This window comes from Bacillus sp. 05T21, assembly GCF_056396785.1.
Genome location: NZ_JBFTMD010000027.1, coordinates 1 through 21310, shown reverse-complemented (window position 1 = coordinate 21310; position 21310 = coordinate 1). Strand labels below are relative to the sequence as shown.

The following is a 21310-nucleotide window of genomic DNA, read 5'->3' as shown; positions in this document are numbered from 1 at the left end:
CACCCCTCAAATCATGAGTATTATAAATGCACAAAAAAATTTGTGCAAAATCACAAATAAATACAACTACTGCTATTAGCGTAGTTTTTTTCTCTTAAAGATAGATACGTTGAGTCTTTCTACCTGCTCAAAAAAGAAAAATGGCTTCTATAAGAAAACCATCATTCTGTTTCATAATCTGCTGATTTTACTATCTTTTCCAAGAGAAGCAAAAATATACATCTTTCTCAACGCAGAAAATCATATATTGGCATTGTATAATGTTAACATAGCCAAAAATAACCGTCAACGCTTTTTTGATTTTATGATATAATATCCTTTTTTCTTTTCTACAACTTCAACTTCAGAAAATACTTCTTCTAGTTTTTTCATCGCAGATGGCGCACCTTGTTTCTTTTGAATAACAATCCACAATTCTCCACCTGAAACTAAATACTCCACAGCCTTTTCTAAAATCTCATGCACGATATCTTTACCAGCACGAATTGGAGGATTAGATAGAATAACAGCATACTTGCCATCTACATTTTCATAGACACTACTTTGCAAAATACGTATATTTTCAATTCTGTTATTAGCGGCATTTTCTTTTGCAAGTCCCAAGGCCCTTTCATTCACATCCACCATGTGAATTTCACGATTTTGAAACTCTTTCGCTAACGACAAACCGATTGGACCGTACCCACATCCTACGTCTAACACATTACCTTTAACATCTGGCATTTGAAACGCTTCAATTAAAAGACGAGAACCAAAGTCCACTTCGTTTTTCGAGAACACCCCATGGTCAGATAAAAAAGTAAATCGAGATTCACGAAGTGTAACTTCCCATCGTTTACGATCACTTTTACTAGAAGGGTCGTTAGAAAAATAATGGTCTGCCATATGGCCACCTCTTTTCTTTACAGTTAAAAAAAAAGCTCGCATGAGAGCGAGCTTTTTTTAAAGCACCAAAAGTTAATTACTTAACTTCTACAGCAGCGCCAACTTCTTCAAGTTTAGCTTTCATTTCTTCAGCTTCCTCTTTAGTAACGCCTTCTTTGATTGCTTTTGGAGTGTTGTCAACTAATTCTTTAGCTTCTTTTAAGCCAAGACCAGTGATTTCACGTACAGCTTTGATAACTTTGATTTTTTGAGCGCCAGCACTTGCAAGTACTACGTCAAATTCAGTTTGCTCAGCAGCAGCTTCGCCAGCGCCACCAGCTACAGCTACAGGAGCAGCAGCAGTTACGCCGAATTCTTCCTCGATAGCTTTTACTAAGTCGTTAAGTTCTAATACAGTCATAGATTTAACTGCTTCAATGATTTGTTCTTTAGTCATTGTAAATATCCTCCCTTAAATAGGTTTGTATTGTTTTATAGATAACAAGTAATTATCTTTTAAAAAATTAAGCGCCTTGCTCTTCCTTTTGATCTGCAACTGCTTTAGTAGCAAGTGCAAGGTTACGGATTGGAGCTTGAAGAACGCTAAGAAGCATAGAAAGTAAGCCTTCACGTGATGGAAGAGTAGCGATAGCTTTAACCTCATCAAGTGTTACAAGTTTACCTTCGATTACGCCCGCTTTAATTTCTAAAGCTTCATGATTTTTAGCGAAGTCGTTTAATACTTTCGCAGGAGCAACTACATCCTCGTTACTGAACGCGATTGCGTTTGGTCCTGTTAAGAATTCGTTTAACTCAGCCATTTCAGCAGACTCTGCAGCACGACGAGTTAAAGAGTTTTTGTAAACTTTGAACTCAACGCCAGCTTCACGTAAGTTTTTACGTAATTCTGTTGCTTCAGAAACTGTTAAACCACGGTAGTCAACAACAATTGTAGATTTACTCGCGCGAAGTTTTTCAGCGATTTCAGTTACAACTTGTTGTTTAGTTTCGATTACTTTGCTCATGTTATTACACCTCCTGTAGATTATATAGAAGATGTACCGAAAGTGCACTAAAAACCTCCATGCCCAACTTGTAGACATGGAGGCATATAGTCACAGAAAAAAGATTCCGCTTCGTATATTAACACCTAGGTAGGAAATTAAGTCGAATCGACTCCTACTGTCTACGGTACACTATTAAAATTCACAACATAAATGATTATATTAAAACTTCTTTATGAAGTCAACTTCCAATTTTTACGCAAGTGTAGAAACGTCTACGCGTACGCCAGGTCCCATTGTAGAAGCAACAGTTGCGTTCTTCATGTAAGTACCTTTTGCAGCAGCTGGCTTAGCTTTTTGTAGCGTGTCAGCAATTGTTTTGAAGTTTTCTACTAATTTAGCATCTTCGAAAGATACTTTACCGATTGGAACGTGGATGTTACCAGCTTTATCAACGCGGTATTCAACTTTACCAGCTTTGATTTCGTTAACAGCTTTAGTTACATCGAAAGTAACTGTTCCAGTTTTAGGGTTTGGCATTAAACCTTTAGGTCCTAATACACGACCAAGTTTACCAACTTCACCCATCATGTCAGGAGTTGCTACTACTACATCGAAATCGAACCAACCTTTTTGGATTTTACCGATGTAATCAGCATCGCCTACGAATTCAGCGCCAGCAGCTTCAGCTTCTTTTGCTTTTTCGCCTTTAGCGAATACTAATACACGTTGTACTTTACCAGTACCGTGTGGAAGAACAACTGCACCACGAATTTGTTGGTCAGCTTTCTTAGGGTCAACACCTAAACGGAATGCAGCTTCTACAGTTGCATCAAATTTAGCTGTGTTTGTTTTCTTTACTAATTCTACTGCTTCTGTTGCAGAGTAAGCAGATGCACGATCAACAAGCTTCGCAGCTTCAACGTACTTTTTACCTCTTTTAGCCATGTTTGTTTCCTCCTTGAATGTGGTTTTAGCGGAATAACCTCCCACGTTTACGCCTTCATTCCGGGAACCCCCGAGGATGTGCGCCCATCCATTTATTTAAAAATGATGATCATTTACGATAATAAAGGTTGCGAATTGGAATTCCAGACCCGCAACCTTTTTTACAAAAAACAAATCGAATTAGTCTTCGATAACGATGCCCATACTGCGCGCAGTACCTTCAACCATACGCATTGCAGCTTCTACGCTAGCAGCGTTTAGGTCAGGCATTTTAGTTTCAGCGATTTCGCGTACTTTATCACGCTTAACAGTTGCCACTTTATTACGGTTTGGTTCACCAGAACCAGACTCAATACCAGCTACTTTCTTAAGAAGAACAGCAGCAGGAGGAGTTTTAGTAATGAAAGTGAATGAACGGTCCTCAAATACCGTAATTTCAACAGGGATGATAAGACCAGCTTGATCAGCTGTACGAGCGTTAAACTCTTTACAGAAGCCCATGATGTTAACACCTGCTTGTCCTAATGCTGGACCAACCGGCGGAGCTGGATTAGCTTTACCTGCAGGAATCTGAAGTTTTACCATTTTAATTACCTTTTTAGCCACGAGACACACCTCCTTAAGTCCGTGATGTGGTCAATTGGGCAGTGATTTGCCCTCCCACTTCATATTTTATCATAATGATAAAATCTTTTTCAAAAAACGTCTCCGTTACCGAAGACGTACTGACTTAAAAGATATTATCACTTTTTACAATTCATTTCAAGTTTCATTTTATAATTTTTCGATTTGATGGAAATCAAGTTCAACCGGAGTCTCGCGACCGAACATGTCTACAAGCACGCTAACTTTTTTCTTTTCCACATCAATTTCTTCAATCGCACCTGTATAATCCGCGAATGGTCCCTCATTTACACGCACTGTTTCATGAAGTTCAAATTCGAAATCAACCACTTCATTGTCCATTCCCATATGCTTCATGATGGTAACAACTTCCTCTTCTAATAGAGGCGATGGTTTAGATCCTGAACCAGAAGAACCGACAAAACCTGTTACACCTGGCGTGTTACGAACAACATACCAAGAATCGTCAGTCATGATTAGTTCTACTAATACGTAACCTGGGAACACTTTTCTTTTCGTTATTTTTTCTTTACCATTTTTCATTTCTACTTCTACTTCTTCCGGGACAACAACACGGAAAATTTTATCTTGCATACCCATTGATTCTACACGTTTCTCTAGGTTTGCTTTTACTTTATTTTCATATCCAGAATAAGTATGGACAACATACCAACTTTTTTCCATTCATTTAGGACGAGCGTCCTTCCCTCCCTGACGTACATTTTTTTGCGCAAATGAAAAAACCCGTTCACCGGGCTTTTACACAGTTCTTATAAATAACATTATATCATGGATAAGTGCTTCTTATTCAAGAATTAACCAAGAATTAACCGAATTAAAGAAGAAATGCCCATATCAACCACTGCGAAGAAAATCGCAAAGAACACAACTGTCGCGATAACAGTCGTTGTTGAGCGGAGTAATTCATCTTTTTTAGGCCAACTTACTTTTTTCATTTCGCGACCTACATCGCCGAAAAAGTTCGTTAAACGCATCTACGGGACCTCCAGTGTATTATTTCAATTATTTATTTTGTTTCTTTGTGAACTGTATGCTTATTGCATGTTTTACAAAACTTCTTTATCTCAAGTCGCTCTACTGAGCTCGTATCTTTCATCGTAGAGTAGTTTCGATTTTTACACTCTTCACATGAGAGTACAACTTTTTTCCTCATTAGTTACACCAACCTTGTAACATTGTCCCTAAAAATGTATCATACAACAAAAGATAATGTCAATGTCATGACTTTCACTCTCTTAACAAAAAGAAAACAGGTGAATTATTTTACACCTGCGGCACTTGCTATGAATTTAAAGTTGTACTCTCTCTCATCTCCATATATCTTTCTAATTTCCTTTTTACACGCTGCAATGCGTTATCAATAGATTTCACGTGCCTGTTTAACTGTTCTGAAATTTCTTGATAGGAACGACCATCTAAGTATAAAGAGAGCACTTTTCTTTCTAAATCGCTTAATAATTCAGATATTTTTGATTCTATGTCTGTATATTCTTCCTGACTTATAATCATCTCTTCTGGATCAGTTACTTTCGATTCCGAAATAACATCTAATAATGTTCGATCAGATTCCTCATCGTAAATCGGCTTGTCTAAAGACACATACGAATTTAACGGAATATGTTTTTGCCTTGTTGCTGTTTTAATAGCGGTAATAATTTGTCGAGTGATACACAGTTCAGCAAATGCTTTGAACGAAGACAGCTTGTCCCCTTTATAATCACGAATGGCTTTAAACAATCCAATCATGCCTTCTTGAACAATATCTTCTCGATCGGCACCCACTAAGAAATAAGATCTTGATTTCGCGCGAACAAAGTTCTTATATTTGTGAATTAAATATTCTAGAGCGTCAGTATTACCTTTTCGAACTAACTCAACGATTGCCTCATCCTCTAAATCACGAAATGTAACGTCGCCTACACTTACGAAGCCTGCTTCCACCTTGATCCCTCCGACCGCTATATATTTAGCAATATTATACAGTAAAAAGATAAAGAGCGTCAATGCTTCAACGCTCTCCTCTTCTTAATTTTTCTAATTTTTCTGTAATATCCTCACTAAATATTTTTCGCATGGCGGGTTGCTTTTCTTTCGTGTCTTTGGTACACCTTCTTACTTGTTGTTCCATCGCTTGCACTTCTAACTCTAATTCACGCGCAGACTTTCGAAGTGCACCTTGCGCAAATATAATCCATTGCTCCGTATAATCCGAAGTTGCAACGTATATTTGTGTATTTATATTTCTAAGCTCAATTGCAAGTTGTTCTATCTTTTCATCTGCAGTTTGATTTTTTCTCGTGAATATTACTTCCACCCGTGATTGTTTCATCTTTTTTTCAATACCATAGACTGTATAGGCATCAAAGACAATCATTACCTTTGTGCCTGTATAGCCTTGATAATCCGCCATCTTATCAATAAGTGCGTCTCTTGATGACTGTAAATCTACATCCCGCAGTTTCTTCAAGTCTCCCCAAGCCCCGATAATGTTGTAACCGTCAACGATTAAAATATCGTTCATTTTTTATTTACCAATTTCGTGACGTTTACGATATACCTCATACATTAACAAACTTGCGGCTACTGAAGCATTTAAGGATGTAACTTTACCGACCATCGGTAAAGTAATTAGGAAATCACACTTTTCACCAATAATACGACTCATACCTTTCCCTTCACTACCAATTACTAGTCCGATTGGCATATTACCATCTAAATTACGGTAATCTGTTTTCCCTTTGGCATCTGTACCAGCAATCCAAAGTCCACGTTCTTTTAATTCATCAATTGTACGCGATAAATTTGTTACACGTGCAACAGGAATATATTCAATTGCCCCAGTCGACGCTTTCGCAACTGACGCTGTAAGTCCCACCGCTCTTCTTTTTGGAATAATAACCCCATGAGCCCCTGTTGCATCCGCAGTACGCATAATAGAACCTAAGTTATGTGGGTCTTCAATTTCATCTAAAATTAAGAAGAATGGATCTTCATTGCGTTTTTCTGCTAATTTAAACAAATCCTCTAACTCAGCATATTGATATGCAGCTACTTGAGCAATTACACCTTGATGATTACCCTCAACCAATTGATCTAATTTCTTCTTTGGTGCGTGTTGCAAAATAACCTTATTCTCTTTTGCTAATGCTAGTACAATTTGCACTTGTCCTTTGGCAGCACCTTCCGCTACCAAAATTTTATTAATATCTCGCCCCGCTCTTAAAGCTTCAATTACAGGGTTACGTCCGATAATATATTCACTACTCATGATGATGTGCTCCCTTCCTTTTCTTCCAAAACGTCAATCGCCTTATATACAATCTCGTCCAATCTTTCACGATTATTCAACAAGTGATGATAACCGATTAGCGCTTCAAAGGCTGTACTGTGTCGATATGTTTGTACATCTGTATTTTTTGGAACAGTACCCGAATTCGCATTACGCCCTCTTCTTAATACCGCCTCTTCCTCTTCTGTCAAAAATGCCGTTTCTAATAAATGATAAACAACTTTCGCCTGTGCTTTTGCCGAAACAAAGCCCGTCCCTAAGCGATGTAATTGATTAGGGCGAACTTTCCCCTTTTGAAGGAGGTGATAGCGGATATATTGCTCATATACCGCATCACCCATATATGCTAAAGCTAAGCTGTTCAATTGCTTTGCATCAATCATTCTTATCCTCTTTTCCATCTTGTACCTTGAGCGGTATCTTCTAAAATAATATTACGTCCCTTTAAATCATCGCGAATTTGATCAGATAGTGCGAAGTCACGATTTTGACGAGCTTCAATACGCTTTTGGATTAGTGCTTCAATTTCTTCATCAAGCAACTCTTCTTGCGCTAATTCTAATCCTAAAATACTAAATAATGTTTCAAGTTGTTTTACATACGCTTCAATTACAACTTTAGAAGTATGTTCTTCTAACAAATATTGATTTGCGTGATTTGCTACGTTATATAATTCAGTAATCGCATTAGCCGTATTGAAATCATCATCCATCGCTTCTTCGAATGCAACCTGGAACTTTTCCATTTCAGCTAACCATTTTTCATTATGGTCCGTTAAATCCGTGCTACTTTCCATACGATGCTTTAAGTTACCGTAAGCTGTTTTAATTCTTTCTAGCCCATTATTAGTACTTTGCAATAAATCCTCGCTAAAGTTAATTGGGTGACGGTAATGTACCGATAGCATAAAGAACCTGATTAACTGTGGATCATATTGTTTAATGATATCGTGAACTAAAATGAAGTTTCCAAGCGACTTAGACATCTTCTCGTTATTAATATTAATATATCCGTTATGCATCCAATAACGTGCAAATGTTTTTCCTGTCAACGCCTCAGACTGCGCAATTTCATTTTCATGATGAGGAAATGCTAAATCTTGACCACCAGCATGAATATCAATTGTATCCCCTAAATATTTACGCGCCATTGCTGAGCATTCAATATGCCACCCTGGGCGTCCTTTCCCCCAAGGGCTTTCCCAGAAGATTTCTCCTTCTTTCGCAGCTTTCCATAAAGCAAAGTCAAGAGGGTCTTGTTTCTTTTCTCCTACTTCAATACGTGCACCGTGACGTAAGTCTGCAATCGGTTGATGTGATAATTTACCGTAACCTTCGAATTCTTTCGTTTTAAAGTACACATCACCTTCTGATTCATATGCATACCCTTTATTCACAAGTTCTTGAATAAATTCAATAATGATATCCATATTTTCCGTTACACGTGGATGAACCGTTGCATGTTTGCAACCTAGTGCCGTTACATCTTCAAAGTAAGCTTCAACAAAACGATCTGCAATTGTTGGCACATCTTCACCTAATTCATTTGCCGCCTTAATTAATTTATCATCCACGTCAGTAAAGTTAGATACATACTGCACATCATATCCTTTATATTCTAAGTAACGGCGTACTGTATCAAACACCATAGGTGGTCTTGCATTCCCAATGTGAATGTAGTTATACACTGTAGGTCCGCACACATACATCTTTACCTTATTTTCTTCTAATGGCATAAACTCTTCTTTTTGACGCGTTAACGTATTATAAATGTGAATAGTCATTTTTATCCTTCCTTCCTACCTTTACTTCGAGTTGCTTTCTCAATTTATCAAGTTCTACTTCCATAACCTTTAATTTATCAAAAATCGGATCCGGAAGATCAGAATGATTTAATTCTTGACCAATCTTCACTCCATTTTGAATAACGACTCGACCAGGTATACCTACAACTGTAGAATGCGCAGGAACTTCCTTTAACACGACAGATCCTGCTCCAATTTTAGAATTCTCTCCAATAGTAATAGAACCTAGTACTTTAGCACCTGTTGCAATTAATACATTATCCTGAATTGTAGGGTGCCTCTTTCCTTTTTCTTTACCTGTACCACCTAATGTGACACCTTGATAAATTGTTACGTTTTCGCCAATTTCACACGTTTCTCCAATTACAACCCCCATTCCATGATCAATGAAAAAACGACGACCAATAGTTGCTCCTGGATGAATCTCAATGCCAGTAAAAAAACGACTAACTTGCGAAATCCAACGTGCCATAAAGAAAAAATTCCTTTTATAAAAAGCATGTGCAATTCGATGGGCCCAAACTGCATGTAATCCAGAATAAGTTAAAATGACTTCGAAATAACTTCTTGCCGCTGGATCCTGTTCAAAAACGACTTCAATATCTTCCCGAAGCCTCTTAAACATCGATGTTCCCTCCCCTTTATGGGCTGCTTTTTTCGAGTGAACTAACTCCCCACTTCCCCTTAAATCTTTATACAAGGGGATAAAACTTATACCCACACCATTTACATGGTATAAAAAAAAGACGCCTCTGTCATATAGACAGAGACGCCTTATAAGCGCGGTTCCACTCTGTTTAGGCTAAAGAAGCCTCAAACTCATCCATGATAACGGTTTACACCGCTTCTGTTTACTTTGCGCCCTAAGACGTTCCGCGAAATACTTCGCTGTTCAACAGAAGACTCGAAGGGGCATTTCAAAAATCCGCTTATAAACCACTTCCAGCCTAAGGGTGGTTCTCTCTGTAAAAAGCCTGATTTTCTACTTCTCCTTCTCGTCGCTTTTCCTTATTAGATTTTAGGTATACTTATTATATTGCTAAACCTAGAAAATGTTAACCAATTACTTTTTGAATACGATTTAAAACTTTTTCTTTTCCAAGAAGAGCAATAGCGTTAGGAAGCTCTGGACCATGTGTTTGTCCAGTAGTAGCAACACGGATTGGCATAAATAAGTTTTTACCTTTATGTCCTGTTTCTTTTTGAACTGCTTTAATAGCCGCCTTAACTGCCGCTGGCTCCATTGCTTCTAAAGCTTCTAATTGATCGGCAAATGCACGAAGTACTTCAGGTACTTGTTCACCTTTCAATACTTCTTGTCCCTCTTCTTCATGATCAACATGATCTTTAAAGAACATTTCAGAAAGCTCTACAATTTCAGCTCCAAAGCTCATTTGGTCATGATATAAAGCAATTACATCACGAACCCACGCTTGTTCTTGTTCGCTTAAGTTTTCACCTACGCGACCCGCTTTCACTAAATGCGGTAAGCTTAGTTCAACAACCGTATCTAAATCTTGTTTTTTCATATATTGGTTGTTCATCCATTTTAGTTTTTGGGAATCAAATAATGCAGGTGATTTTGATAAACGAGCTGCATCAAACATTTTGATAAACTCATCTTGAGAGAAGACTTCTTCTTCACCTACTGGTGACCAACCTAGTAATGCAATAAAGTTAAAGATTGCTTCTGGAAGATATCCAAGCTCTTTATATTGCTCAATAAATTGAATAATAGATTCGTCACGCTTACTTAGCTTTTTACGGCTTTCGTTTACAATTAAAGTCATATGACCGAACTTCGGGATATCCCAACCGAAAGCTTCATAAATCATCATTTGTTTTGGCGTGTTTGAAATATGATCATCACCACGAAGCACGTGTGTAATCTCCATTAAGTGATCATCTACCGCTACCGCAAAGTTATAAGTTGGAATTCCATCTTTTTTCACGATAACGAAATCACCAAAATCATTTGAATGGAATGCAACTTCATCTTTTACGAGATCTTTAAACGTGTAGTCGCTATCAGCCGGCACACGGAAGCGAATACTTGGAATACGGCCTTCAGCCTCAAATTCTTTAATTTGCTCCTCAGTTAAATCACGGTGGTTTCCTGCATAACGCGGTGTTTCACCACGAGCGATTTGACCTTCACGCTCTGCTTCTAGCTCTTCTTCTGTCATATAACATTTGTAAGCTAAATCACGCTCTAATAAATCTTTATATAATTTTTTATAAATATCTAAACGCTCCGTTTGACGATATGGTCCAAATTCACCACCAACATCAACACCTTCATCCCAGTCCATACCGAGCCATTTCAAGTATTTTAATTGGCTTTCTTCTCCACCAGCAACATTACGTTTCACATCAGTATCTTCAATACGAATAATAAACTTACCATCTTGATGACGAGCAAATAAATAATTAAATAATGCCGTACGCGCATTTCCGATATGTAAGTGTCCTGTTGGACTTGGCGCATAGCGCACTCTCACTTGCTTTTCCATAATTGGTACACCTTCCAATCTTAATGTCAACACATTCTATAATTGTACACCAAAAAAATGTGATTTTCCATCTTACGAATTAAAAACCACTATTTTTTCTGTAATAAAACAACCGCTTGAGAAGCAATCCCTTCTTCTCTACCTGTAAATCCTAATTTTTCTGTTGTTGTTGCCTTTACATTAATATTATCAATAGACGTTTCTAATAGTTCACTAATGCGTTTACGCATACTTTCAATATGCGGTGCCATTTTTGGCTTTTGGGCAATAATTGTACAATCTAGGTTCCCTAGCTCATAACCTTGTTCACGCACAAATTCCCAAACCTTTTGTAACAATACGGCTGAATCCGCATCTTTAAAGGCAGGATCTGTATCAGGAAAATGTTTTCCAATATCTCCTGCTGCAATTGCTCCTAGACATGCGTCAGCAATCGTATGTAACAATACATCTGCATCCGAGTGACCGATTAATCCTTTTTCATGAGGAATTGTAATTCCGCCGATAATTAACGGTCTACCTTCCGCAAATTCATGTACATCAAAACCTTGTCCAATTCGAAACATTCTTTACATCCTCCTCAATCTAAACTACTTTATGAATTCTATATTATATTGCTATCTCTATAAAGAAAAGCCCGGCAACTGCCGAGCTTTTCTTTACTATAATACCATCACTTCTATTGCTTCTAAACATGAAGGAAACTTTCAGCAATTAGTAAATCCTCTGGAGTCGTCACTTTAATATTATAGTAACTCCCCTCTACTACGCCTACTTTCTTCCCTACACGTTCTACGAGACTTGCATCATCTGTACCAAGAAAACAACTTTGCTTTGCACTTCTATGAGCTTCTAATAAAAGAGGAACAGAAAATCCTTGCGGTGTTTGAACCGCTTTAAGCTGAGAACGTTCTACCGTTTCAACAACAACACCCTGTTCTACTTTCTTAATGGTATCCTTCACTGGCACCGCACAAATGGAAGCACCATATTTCTCTGCTGCAGTTAATACATCTTGCATCATCTTATTCGTTACGAACGGGCGCGCACCATCGTGTACGAGAACATACTCCACTCCACTCACATACTGAAGCGCATTATACACACTATCTTGTCTTTCGGCCCCGCCTTGAATAAATTGCACCTGCTTTTCAACCGGGTACTTCTGCATTAACTCCTCAAAATAAGGGCGTTCTTCTTCGTTAATTGCCATGATAATACGTTTACATGCTTTATCTTTTTCAAAAGCACGTAATGTATGCACAATGATAGGTACTCCATTTATAAGTAAGAACAACTTGTTTTTGCCAGCACCCATCCGTTTCCCTTGACCCGCTGCTGGAATAATTAACGTATACATATTAATAATCCTCTACTTATAATGCTTTTTCTAATAATTTACGTTTTGCGAAAATCATACGACCAGCCGATGTTTGCAACACACTTGTAACTAATACATTAAGTTGCGAACCGACATATTCTCTACCGTCTTCTACTACAATCATCGTGCCATCATCTAAATATGCCACACCTTGATTTTGTTCTTTACCATCTTTCACAACATAAACACTTAATTCTTCGCCAGGGAGTACGACTGGTTTAATTGCATTTGCTAAATCGTTAATGTTTAATACTGTTACTCCTTGTAATTCAGAAACTTTGTTTAAGTTGAAATCATTTGTTACAACAGTTCCACCAGTGATTTTAGCTAACTTTACAAGCTTGCTATCCACCTCTTGGATATCCTCAAAATCGCCTTCATAAATTTCCACCGGAATTGGTAGCTCTTTTTGAATACGATTTAAAATGTCTAATCCTCTGCGACCACGATTACGCTTTAAAGCATCAGAAGAATCGGCAATATGCTGAAGCTCTTCTAATACGAATTGTGGAATCACAATTGTTCCTTCTAAAAACTTCGTTTGGCAAATATCCGCAATACGTCCATCAATAATTACACTTGTATCGAGAATTTTCCAATGAGTTGTAGATTTTTCTACCTCTACCTCTTCGTTCTCGCTATTGTTTTTCTTCTTACCTCCACGCTGGGGTAATGTAAATAATCCTAGCAATTCATTTCTCTTTTTAAATCCTACTTGGAATCCTAAATAACCAAGTAAAAGAGTAAAGAACACTTGTAATACTGTACTAATGACTGGAATCGTGAATTCACGAATTGGTATCAAAATTAAATATGCAACAATAAGACCAGAGATCAACCCTAATGTACCAAATAAAACATCCGCTACCGGTGCCTTTACAAGGGCTTCTTCGATATGTTTAATAAGTTGAACAATATAATCCACAAGCCAAAATGTTGTTAAAAATAAAATGATTGCACCAATAATTGCACGAACGTACGATCCCTCAAGCAAAGGAACAGCACCGACGTCCAATACATTAATAACTTTTGGGATTAGAAAAATCCCTAACGCTCCCCCAATTACTAAAAAGAAGAGCTGTACGATTCTTTTTAACATCCAACCACCTCCTACTCATTATTAACCATTGTTTTGCTAATCAAAACGCCGAATGCAAAAGCGGACGTGTTTTTTTGTAAATAGTTTTATTTACCAATATACCATATCATATAACAAAAATGTTCTAGTGTCGTTATATTATGGAATCAATGTAATATTCTTAATTGTGTCTACTCATATAGAGATGCTCTTGAATTCTTTTTAGGCCCTCTCGTATTTTCTTCGCCCTAACTTCCCCAATTCCTTCCACATCATCCAATTCATTAATAGTTGCACGACAAACACCTTGCAATGTTTTAAATCGATTAATTAAATTTTCAATGATAAGTGGTGGAACACGAGAAATTTTACTTGCGATTCGATATCCCCTCGGTGTCACGCTTTCTTCTAAGCTCATTTGCCCTGGATAGCCGAGCAATTTAACTAAATCGCTATCCTCTAAAAGCTGTGTATTTGCAAGATCTTGTAACTTTTTCAAAATTTGATGGTGATCCTGCGTTTTTTCTTGATAATAATCCTTAATTAATAACGCTGCCTCTGCTTCTAAGTCGGCTAGTAATTCTGTAAGTTGTAAACGAATTAACCTTCCTTCCGTTCCTAACTCATGAATGTAGCTCACTATTTCATTTTTAATACGCAGTACCATTTCAACACTATGTAAAACGTGAACTACCTCGGACATTGTAACGACCTCTTCAAATTCTAGAATACCCAAATTCGTAATCCCATCATTCCATACAGCTTTATATTTTTCTAACGTTTGAATAGCTTGGTTTGCCTTTGTTAAAATTACACCTATATCTTTTAGTGTATAACGTAAGTTCCCTTGATATAGTGTAATTACGTTACGTCTTTGTGAAATAGCCACAACAAGGCTAGCCGTCTGCTTTGCTACACGCTCTGCCGTTCGGTGACGCATACCTGTTTCAATAGAATCAATGGATGGATCTGGAACTAATTGCGCATTTGCAATTAAAATTTTGCTCCCAGTTTCATTTAAAATAAGTGCCCCATCCATTTTTGCTAATTCATATAAACTAGCCGGTGAGAATGCACAATTAATGTGAAATCCTCCATCAACAATACTTTTAATCTGCTCATTATACCCAAGAACAATTAGCCCTCCAGTTTGCGCACGAAGTACGTTATCTATCCCTTCGCGTAGTGGTGTTCCTGGGGCAACAAGCTGTAGAATATTAATCATACTTTTGACACGTTGCTTGTTTTCCTCCATAGCCTAGCCTCCTAATGTCAAACGAAGCGCTTCTCCTAAATTAGAAACACCTACTACCTCAATCCCATCTGGAATTGTCCATCCTCCCAAATTTTTTCTAGGAATAATAGCACGTTGAAATCCTAATTTCGCTGCTTCTTGTACACGTTGTTCAATTCTTGATACTCTTCTTATTTCTCCAGTTAGGCCTACTTCTCCTATTAYCGCATCGGCTGGTGCAGTAGCTTTATCTCTGAAACTTGAAGCAATACTTAAGGCGACAGCTAAATCGATTGCTGGTTCATCTAATTTCAAGCCACCCGCAACTTTTAAATATGCGTCTTGATTTTGCAACAATAAACCTGTTCTTTTTTCTAGCACTGCCATAATAAGTGAAACGCGGTTATGATCAATTCCCGTCGCCATTCTTCGAGGATTTCCAAAACTAGTAGGGGAGATTAATGCTTGTATTTCTACTAAAACCGGTCTTGTTCCTTCCATTGAAGCAACCACTGTGGATCCTGCAACTCCAACTGGACGTTCCTCAAGGAAAATTTCAGAAGGATTTAGTACTTCTGCAAGACCTAGTTCCTTCATTTCAAAGATACCCATTTCATTTGTGGAACCAAAACGGTTCTTCACAGCTCGCAAAATACGATATGTATGGTGACGATCTCCTTCAAAGTAAAGAACTGCATCAACCATATGTTCTAGCATACGTGGTCCTGCAATTGCCCCTTCTTTTGTCACATGTCCGACGATAAAAATAGGAATCCCTTTCGTCTTTGCAAGTTTCATTAATTCCGCTGTACATTCACGTACTTGCGTTACACTCCCTGGGGCTGACGTCACTTCAGGTAAATGTATCGTCTGAATGGAGTCAATAACAACAAAAGCTGGATTCATCTCTTCAATGTGCGCTGCAATTCTCTGTAAATCAGTCTCTGCTACAACAAATAGATTACTACCCTTTACATGCAAACGATCTGCACGAAGTTTGATCTGCTTTGCTGACTCCTCACCTGATATGTATAGTACATCATATGAAGAATCTGCTAATTGCGATGAAATTTGTAATAACAATGTTGATTTCCCAATCCCAGGGTCTCCACCAATAAGTACTAAAGATCCATCTACAATCCCGCCACCAAGTACACGGTTAAACTCTTGAAATTTTGTTTCAATACGCGCCTCAGACTTTGTTTCTACCTCTGTTAAGCGTCTTGGTTTTGTTACTTCTGATTGAATTGCATTGGCATAATTAAGGCGTCTTGATGATACAACTGGTTCCATCTCTTCAACAAGCGTATTCCATTGACCACATCCAGGACATTTCCCCATATATTTTGGCGACTGATAACCACATTCTTGACATGTAAATTTTGTTTTCTTTTTAGCCATATCTTTTATAGTTCACTTCACTTTCATCTACAAACGTTTATCCTTCTCGTACAAGAAAGAGGGCTATCGCGTAGCCCTCTTTCTTTGTCTATACTTATTTTACCTTTTCTGCACTATGAATGACAAATGATTCTCCTTCTATATCAAAGATAACTTTTTGTCCTTTCTCAATAGCACCTTTTAACAGTTCTTCTGATAGCCTATCTTCTACATGTTTTTGAATTGCTCTACGAAGCGGACGAGCACCGTACTCTCGATCAAATCCTTTATCAGCAATTGCTGAAATTGCTCCTTCTGTTAAATGCAATTCAATCTCTTGTTCTTTTAAGCGATTCACTAACTGATTCACCATAAGAGTTACAATTTCTTGAATATGTTTTTTCTCAAGCATATGGAACACGATAATTTCATCAATACGGTTTAAGAATTCTGGACGAAATGCTTTTTTCAATTCATCCATTACTTTACCTTTCATATCTGAATAATCGCGGCTCTCATCTTGTACGTTAAATCCAAGATGTTTATTACGTTTTAATGCGTCTGCACCAACATTAGACGTCATAATAACAATTGTATTACGGAAATCAACTGTACGTCCTTTAGAATCTGTTAAACGGCCATCTTCTAATACTTGTAGTAAAATATTAAACACATCAGGATGAGCTTTCTCTACTTCATCTAATAAGACAACTGAATATGGCTTACGACGAACTTTCTCTGTTAATTGTCCACCTTCTTCATATCCAACATATCCTGGAGGAGATCCAACTAAACGAGAAGTAGAATGCTTTTCCATGTACTCAGACATATCGATGCGGATCATTGCATCCTCATCACCGAACATAGATTCCGCTAATGCCCTTGCTAGTTCTGTTTTACCTACACCAGTAGGTCCTAGGAAAATAAATGAGCCAATTGGACGTTTCGGATCTTTTAATCCCGCTCTCGCACGACGAACAGCTTTTGCCACAGCTACAACTGCTTCATCCTGCCCAATTAAACGATCATGTAAAATTGATTCCAAGTTTAATAATTTATCTGTCTCTGTTTGTGCAAGTTTAGAAACTGGAATACGTGTCCATGTGGAAACGACATTTGCAATATCTTCTACTGTTACTTCTGAGTTTTCTTGTCCTTGTTTCTCTTTCCACTGACGCTTTGTATCTTCTAACTTTTCACGTAAACGTTGTTCCATATCACGTAAGGAAGCAGCCTTTTCAAATTCTTGGCTTTGTACAGCTGCATCTTTTTCTTTTCTAATTTCCTCAAGCTTCACTTCAAGCTCTTTTAAGTTTGGCGGTGTTGTATAAGAACGTAAGCGCACTTTTGATGCAGCCTCGTCAATTAAATCGATTGCTTTATCAGGTAAAAAACGGTCTGTAATGTAACGATCTGAAAGTTTTACAGCCGCATCGATTGCATCATCTGTAATAGATACGCGGTGATGCGCCTCATAACGGTCACGTAAACCTTTTAAAATTTGAACTGATTCTTCTAAGTTTGGTTCATCAACATGAATTGGTTGGAAACGTCTTTCTAATGCCGCATCCTTTTCAATATATTTACGATATTCGTCTAAAGTTGTTGCACCAATACATTGTAATTCACCACGTGCTAAAGATGGTTTTAAAATATTCGATGCATCAATTGCACCTTCCGCCCCTCCTGCACCAATTAACGTATGAAGCTCATCAATAAATAGAATGATGTTACCAGCTTGGCGAATCTCATCCATCACTTTCTTTAAACGATCCTCAAACTCACCACGATATTTTGTTCCAGCAACAACTGTACCCATATCTAATGTCATAACACGCTTATCTCTTAAAGTTTCAGGAACTTCATTATTTACAATTTGCTGTGCTAATCCTTCCGCAATTGCTGTCTTACCTACACCAGGTTCTCCAATTAATACTGGATTGTTTTTTGTTCTACGGCTTAACACTTCAATTACACGTTGAATTTCTTTACTACGTCCAATAACAGGATCTAAACGATTTTCACGTGCAACAACTGTTAAATCACGTGCTAGACTGTCAAGTGTAGGTGTATTCGCATTTGTTGATGAACCACCCTGGTGACCTGAACTAGCTTCATTACTTCCAAGGAGTTGTAACACTTGTTGTCTTGCTTTATTTAGGCTTACACCTAAATTATTTAAAACGCGTGCTGCTACACCTTCACCTTCACGGATTAAACCAAGTAAAATATGTTCTGTTCCAACGTAGGAATGGCCTAGCTTACGAGCTTCGTCCATAGACAACTCAATAACTTTTTTAGCACGAGGTGTGTAATGTACTGTTTGAGAAGCTTCCGTTCCACGTCCAATTAATGCTTCTACCTCTTTTTGAACTTTCTCTGGACTTAATCCAAGAGCAATTAACGCTTTTGCTGCAATTCCTTCACCTTCGCGTACAAGCCCAAGTAAAATATGTTCTGTTCCAATATTATTATGCCCAATGCGAATTGCTTCCTCTTGAGATAAAGCTAATACTTTCTGTGCTCGTTCTGTAAATCTTCCAAACATCATAGAAATCGCCTCCTACTTGCGCTTAATTTTGTTTAATTCGTAATCGCTCACGGATTAAGGTTGCTCTTCGATAATCTCTTTCTTCTGGTCCTAAAGGTCCTCCTGCATATTGTTGCAAAATGCCTGGCTGAGTAAGAACCATTAACTCAGTTAAAATATTTCTCGATATACCTTGTATATATCCTAAGTCAATACCAAGCCGTACATCTGATAAGCAAGTGGCTGCTTCTGCAGATTGAATTAAACGACTGTTAGCTAGTATTCCGTAAGAACGATATACTTTATCTTCAAGCTCGATACTTGAATTTTGTACAATTAATTCTCTAGCCATTTTTTCTTGATGGATGATTTGTTGAATGACACTCTTTAAATCTGCAATAATATCTTCTTCTGATTTCCCTAGTGTCATTTGATTTGACACTTGAAATATATTACCTAACGCTTCGCTACCTTCACCGTATATTCCTCTTACTACTAACCCTAATTTTTGAATTACTTGTATAATACGGTTAATTCTTTTCGTTAAAACCAGTCCCGGCAAATGAATCATTACCGAAGCCCTTAATCCTGTACCGACGTTAGTGGGGCAACTCGTAATATATCCAAGCGATTCATCAAAAGCATATTCAACCTGTTCCTCGATCCAATTATCTATTTGATTGGCACTTTGAAGCGCCTCTGATAACTGTAAACCTGAAAATAGGCACTGAATCCTAACATGATCCTCTTCATTAAGCATGATACTTATATGTTCACTTTCTGATAGTAGGCATGCTCCGTATTCTGTTCCTGCAAGATTTGGACTAATTAAATGCTTCTCAACTAAAACTCTCCTTTGAAGAGGATTTAATTCATTCATTTTTAATAGTTCAAACTCCCCAAAAGGTTCTACAGGTTTATTTATAAACTTCTTCTTAAATAACTCGTGAATCTGTTTAGCTTCTTCCTCGTTTTGCATAGTAGAGAATTGATATTTTTTAAAATTACGAGCCAAACGAATTCGACTACTTAAAACAATATCAGAATCAGGGCCATCTCCCTTCATCCATGGACTAATCGCTTCATTCATGATTCTGTCCAGTGACATAGAACTATTCCCCCTCTCTATGCTCACTAAGCTGATTTACAAGACCTCGAATTTTATCTCGTACTTCAGCCGCTTTCTCAAATTCCTCTTTCTGTACATATTGTTTCAGATTGAGTTTTAGTTCATCTAATTCTTTCTTTAAGTAGATATTTCCTTCTATACGTTCAGGAATTTTTCCACAATGATCCGTATGCCCACCGTGAAGACGTTTTAACAATGGTTTTAAATGCTCCTTAAATGTATCGTAACAAGAAGCACATCCAAATCGTCCCACTTTTGTAAATTGTTCATATGTCATCTTACAATTCGGACATCTTGATATATTTGTATTTGAAAATGCATCTTGCCCTTCTTCAAACATTGCTGGTTCACTATGCAATAATCCGGCTAATAGGTCATGGAATGAAAAATTAGACTGCGGTGATTGAAAGAAAGACGTATAGCCACTTTGTTCTGCACATTGCTCGCAAAGATGAACTTCCGCCTTTTTTCCGTTGATTACTTTTGTATAATGTAAAGTTGCTGGTCTTATATTACAGTTTTGACAAGTCATCGCTATCCCCCACCTTTACAACAGGAACGATCTATCTCATGATACTTTTCATACATTACTAGATTGTTCTCTTTCCTTAATCCATTTAGTAAAAGCACATGTCATCTTTCAAAATTCCTACAATATTAAACTGCATTATCTTAGTTATCATTCTTAACAAAAGTTATATTTATTTATATTTCAGTGTTCTTAACATTGCGCATAATATTCGAGCCCTAAGTTCATCTCGAGAAGGAACATCCATTAATAATACAGAACGGTCTAGTACGCTTAACATAAGTTTAGCTTCACGATTTGTTATAATTCCCTCTTCTATTAAACGTATAATCATACTTTCAGCATTTCCTTGTGCAACGCTATGATCAATCATATGAAGCATTTGATCAATAATGTCTATATCATCATGGAGTTTGACTTTTATAATGCGAATGTAACCTCCTCCACCTCGTTTACTTTCTACTACAAATCCTCTTTCTAACGTAAAACGGGTATTGATTACATAGTTGATTTGAGACGGCACACAATCGAATCGATCAGCGACCTCATTCCTCTTGATTTCAATCGCATTATTATTGCTTAAGTCAATAACTTGCTTTAGATATTTCTCAATGATATCAGATATATTTCTCATTTATCCGCCACCTTTATTGACTTTGACTATCTTTGACTATCTTTGACTATAATTATATACGTATTAAAAAAATTTGCAACTCTTTTGCTTATTCACTATCCTAGCCACATTTCACAATCTTTAATCAAAAGGACGATTCTTTAAATAAAGATTTTTTAAATTACTATAAATTATAAAAGAAAACACGAAAAAACACGAGTCAAATGACTCGTGTTTTTAGCTTGCTTGGCGACGTCCTACTCTCACAGGGACAAGGTCCCAACTACCATCGGCGCTAGAGAGCTTAACTTCCGTGTTCGGTATGGGAACGGGTGTGACCTCTCTGCCATCATCACCAAACTATTGAAG

24 protein-coding genes, 1 rRNA gene and 2 other annotated features are annotated in these 21310 nt (G+C 37.4%); all 25 genes read right to left on the bottom strand.

Annotated elements, in window-relative coordinates:
* Positions 1–285 precede the first annotated feature (285 nt).
* Complete coding sequence (locus AC1DKZ_RS27410) at positions 286–885, bottom strand: class I SAM-dependent methyltransferase (RefSeq protein WP_002124684.1); 600 nt, start codon at positions 883–885, stop codon at positions 286–288.
* Positions 886–961: 76 nt separating this feature from the next.
* The gene (gene rplL, locus AC1DKZ_RS27405) at positions 962–1321 is read right to left on the bottom strand and encodes a 50S ribosomal protein L7/L12 (protein ID WP_002009788.1); all 360 of its coding nucleotides are present in this window, start codon (positions 1319–1321) and stop codon (positions 962–964) included.
* Positions 1322–1388: 67 nt separating this feature from the next.
* Positions 1389–1889 carry a 50S ribosomal protein L10 gene (gene rplJ / locus AC1DKZ_RS27400; RefSeq protein ID WP_002009790.1) on the bottom strand — a complete coding sequence of 167 codons (501 nt, stop codon included), beginning with the start codon at positions 1887–1889 and terminating at the stop codon, positions 1389–1391.
* A gap of 39 nt (positions 1890–1928) precedes the next feature.
* Positions 1929–2074: a sequence feature (ribosomal protein L10 leader region), on the bottom strand.
* 49 nt (positions 2075–2123) lie between these two features.
* Positions 2124–2816 (bottom strand): 50S ribosomal protein L1, encoded by a 693-nt coding sequence (rplA, locus tag AC1DKZ_RS27395; protein ID WP_002009792.1) that lies wholly within the window; start codon positions 2814–2816, stop codon positions 2124–2126.
* 180 nt (positions 2817–2996) lie between these two features.
* Positions 2997–3422: a 50S ribosomal protein L11 gene (rplK, locus tag AC1DKZ_RS27390; RefSeq protein WP_001085872.1), complete on the bottom strand. Its 426-nt coding sequence runs from the start codon at positions 3420–3422 to the stop codon at positions 2997–2999.
* Positions 3423–3590: 168 nt separating this feature from the next.
* Entirely contained in the window at positions 3591–4124 is a 534-nt protein-coding gene (nusG, locus tag AC1DKZ_RS27385; RefSeq protein ID WP_002009795.1) for a transcription termination/antitermination protein NusG, read from the bottom strand.
* A gap of 131 nt (positions 4125–4255) precedes the next feature.
* Positions 4256–4435 (bottom strand): preprotein translocase subunit SecE, encoded by a 180-nt coding sequence (gene secE / locus AC1DKZ_RS27380; protein ID WP_002009797.1) that lies wholly within the window; start codon positions 4433–4435, stop codon positions 4256–4258.
* A gap of 32 nt (positions 4436–4467) precedes the next feature.
* Entirely contained in the window at positions 4468–4614 is a 147-nt protein-coding gene (gene rpmG, locus AC1DKZ_RS27375) for a 50S ribosomal protein L33 (RefSeq protein WP_012260172.1), read from the bottom strand.
* Positions 4615–4742: 128 nt separating this feature from the next.
* Positions 4743–5402 (bottom strand): RNA polymerase factor sigma-70, encoded by a 660-nt coding sequence (locus AC1DKZ_RS27370; protein ID WP_002009799.1) that lies wholly within the window; start codon positions 5400–5402, stop codon positions 4743–4745.
* Between the two features lie 67 nt (positions 5403–5469).
* Positions 5470–5982 (bottom strand): NYN domain-containing protein, encoded by a 513-nt coding sequence (locus AC1DKZ_RS27365; RefSeq protein ID WP_002009801.1) that lies wholly within the window; start codon positions 5980–5982, stop codon positions 5470–5472.
* Positions 5983–5985: 3 nt separating this feature from the next.
* Positions 5986–6729: a 23S rRNA (guanosine(2251)-2'-O)-methyltransferase RlmB gene (gene rlmB, locus AC1DKZ_RS27360; protein ID WP_002091503.1), complete on the bottom strand. Its 744-nt coding sequence runs from the start codon at positions 6727–6729 to the stop codon at positions 5986–5988.
* Positions 6726–7133 (bottom strand): Mini-ribonuclease 3, encoded by a 408-nt coding sequence (locus AC1DKZ_RS27355; protein ID WP_002204579.1) that lies wholly within the window; start codon positions 7131–7133, stop codon positions 6726–6728. Before AC1DKZ_RS27355 ends, rlmB begins: the two co-directional genes overlap by 4 nt.
* Positions 7134–7135: 2 nt before the next feature.
* Positions 7136–8533: a cysteine--tRNA ligase gene (gene cysS, locus AC1DKZ_RS27350; protein ID WP_002091500.1), complete on the bottom strand. Its 1398-nt coding sequence runs from the start codon at positions 8531–8533 to the stop codon at positions 7136–7138.
* Positions 8514–9179, bottom strand: a complete 666-nt coding sequence (cysE, locus tag AC1DKZ_RS27345) for a serine O-acetyltransferase (protein WP_002091498.1) — start codon at positions 9177–9179, stop codon at positions 8514–8516. The genes cysS and cysE overlap by 20 nt, the downstream gene beginning before the upstream one ends.
* Before the next feature lie 137 nt (positions 9180–9316).
* Positions 9317–9562 (bottom strand) — a binding site (T-box leader).
* A 47-nt stretch (positions 9563–9609) separates the two neighbouring features.
* On the bottom strand, positions 9610–11067 hold the full coding sequence (gene gltX, locus AC1DKZ_RS27340; RefSeq protein WP_476997458.1) for a glutamate--tRNA ligase: 1458 nt from the start codon (positions 11065–11067) through the stop codon (positions 9610–9612).
* An 89-nt stretch (positions 11068–11156) separates the two neighbouring features.
* The gene (ispF, locus tag AC1DKZ_RS27335) at positions 11157–11633 is read right to left on the bottom strand and encodes a 2-C-methyl-D-erythritol 2,4-cyclodiphosphate synthase (RefSeq protein WP_000488386.1); all 477 of its coding nucleotides are present in this window, start codon (positions 11631–11633) and stop codon (positions 11157–11159) included.
* Positions 11634–11755: 122 nt separating this feature from the next.
* Positions 11756–12427 (bottom strand): 2-C-methyl-D-erythritol 4-phosphate cytidylyltransferase, encoded by a 672-nt coding sequence (gene ispD, locus AC1DKZ_RS27330; RefSeq protein WP_476997457.1) that lies wholly within the window; start codon positions 12425–12427, stop codon positions 11756–11758.
* A 16-nt stretch (positions 12428–12443) separates the two neighbouring features.
* A complete protein-coding gene (locus tag AC1DKZ_RS27325; RefSeq protein ID WP_002063406.1) occupies positions 12444–13547 on the bottom strand; it encodes a PIN/TRAM domain-containing protein in 1104 nt (367 codons plus the stop codon).
* A 160-nt stretch (positions 13548–13707) separates the two neighbouring features.
* Positions 13708–14781 carry a DNA integrity scanning diadenylate cyclase DisA gene (gene disA, locus AC1DKZ_RS27320; protein ID WP_000392162.1) on the bottom strand — a complete coding sequence of 358 codons (1074 nt, stop codon included), beginning with the start codon at positions 14779–14781 and terminating at the stop codon, positions 13708–13710.
* 3 nt (positions 14782–14784) lie between these two features.
* Positions 14785–16161, bottom strand: a complete 1377-nt coding sequence (gene radA, locus AC1DKZ_RS27315; RefSeq protein ID WP_476997456.1) for a DNA repair protein RadA — start codon at positions 16159–16161, stop codon at positions 14785–14787.
* Between the two features lie 94 nt (positions 16162–16255).
* Positions 16256–18691: an ATP-dependent protease ATP-binding subunit ClpC gene (gene clpC, locus AC1DKZ_RS27310; RefSeq protein ID WP_002063405.1), complete on the bottom strand. Its 2436-nt coding sequence runs from the start codon at positions 18689–18691 to the stop codon at positions 16256–16258.
* 22 nt (positions 18692–18713) lie between these two features.
* Positions 18714–19778, bottom strand: coding sequence for a protein arginine kinase (locus AC1DKZ_RS27305; protein WP_113938452.1), 1065 nt, complete (start codon positions 19776–19778; stop codon positions 18714–18716).
* Between the two features lie 4 nt (positions 19779–19782).
* Positions 19783–20331, bottom strand: coding sequence for a UvrB/UvrC motif-containing protein (locus AC1DKZ_RS27300; RefSeq protein WP_113938453.1), 549 nt, complete (start codon positions 20329–20331; stop codon positions 19783–19785).
* A 169-nt stretch (positions 20332–20500) separates the two neighbouring features.
* On the bottom strand, positions 20501–20962 hold the full coding sequence (gene ctsR, locus AC1DKZ_RS27295) for a transcriptional regulator CtsR (RefSeq protein WP_002029353.1): 462 nt from the start codon (positions 20960–20962) through the stop codon (positions 20501–20503).
* Between the two features lie 223 nt (positions 20963–21185).
* Positions 21186–21301, bottom strand: a 5S ribosomal RNA gene (rrf, locus tag AC1DKZ_RS27290).
* Positions 21302–21310 lie beyond the last annotated feature (9 nt).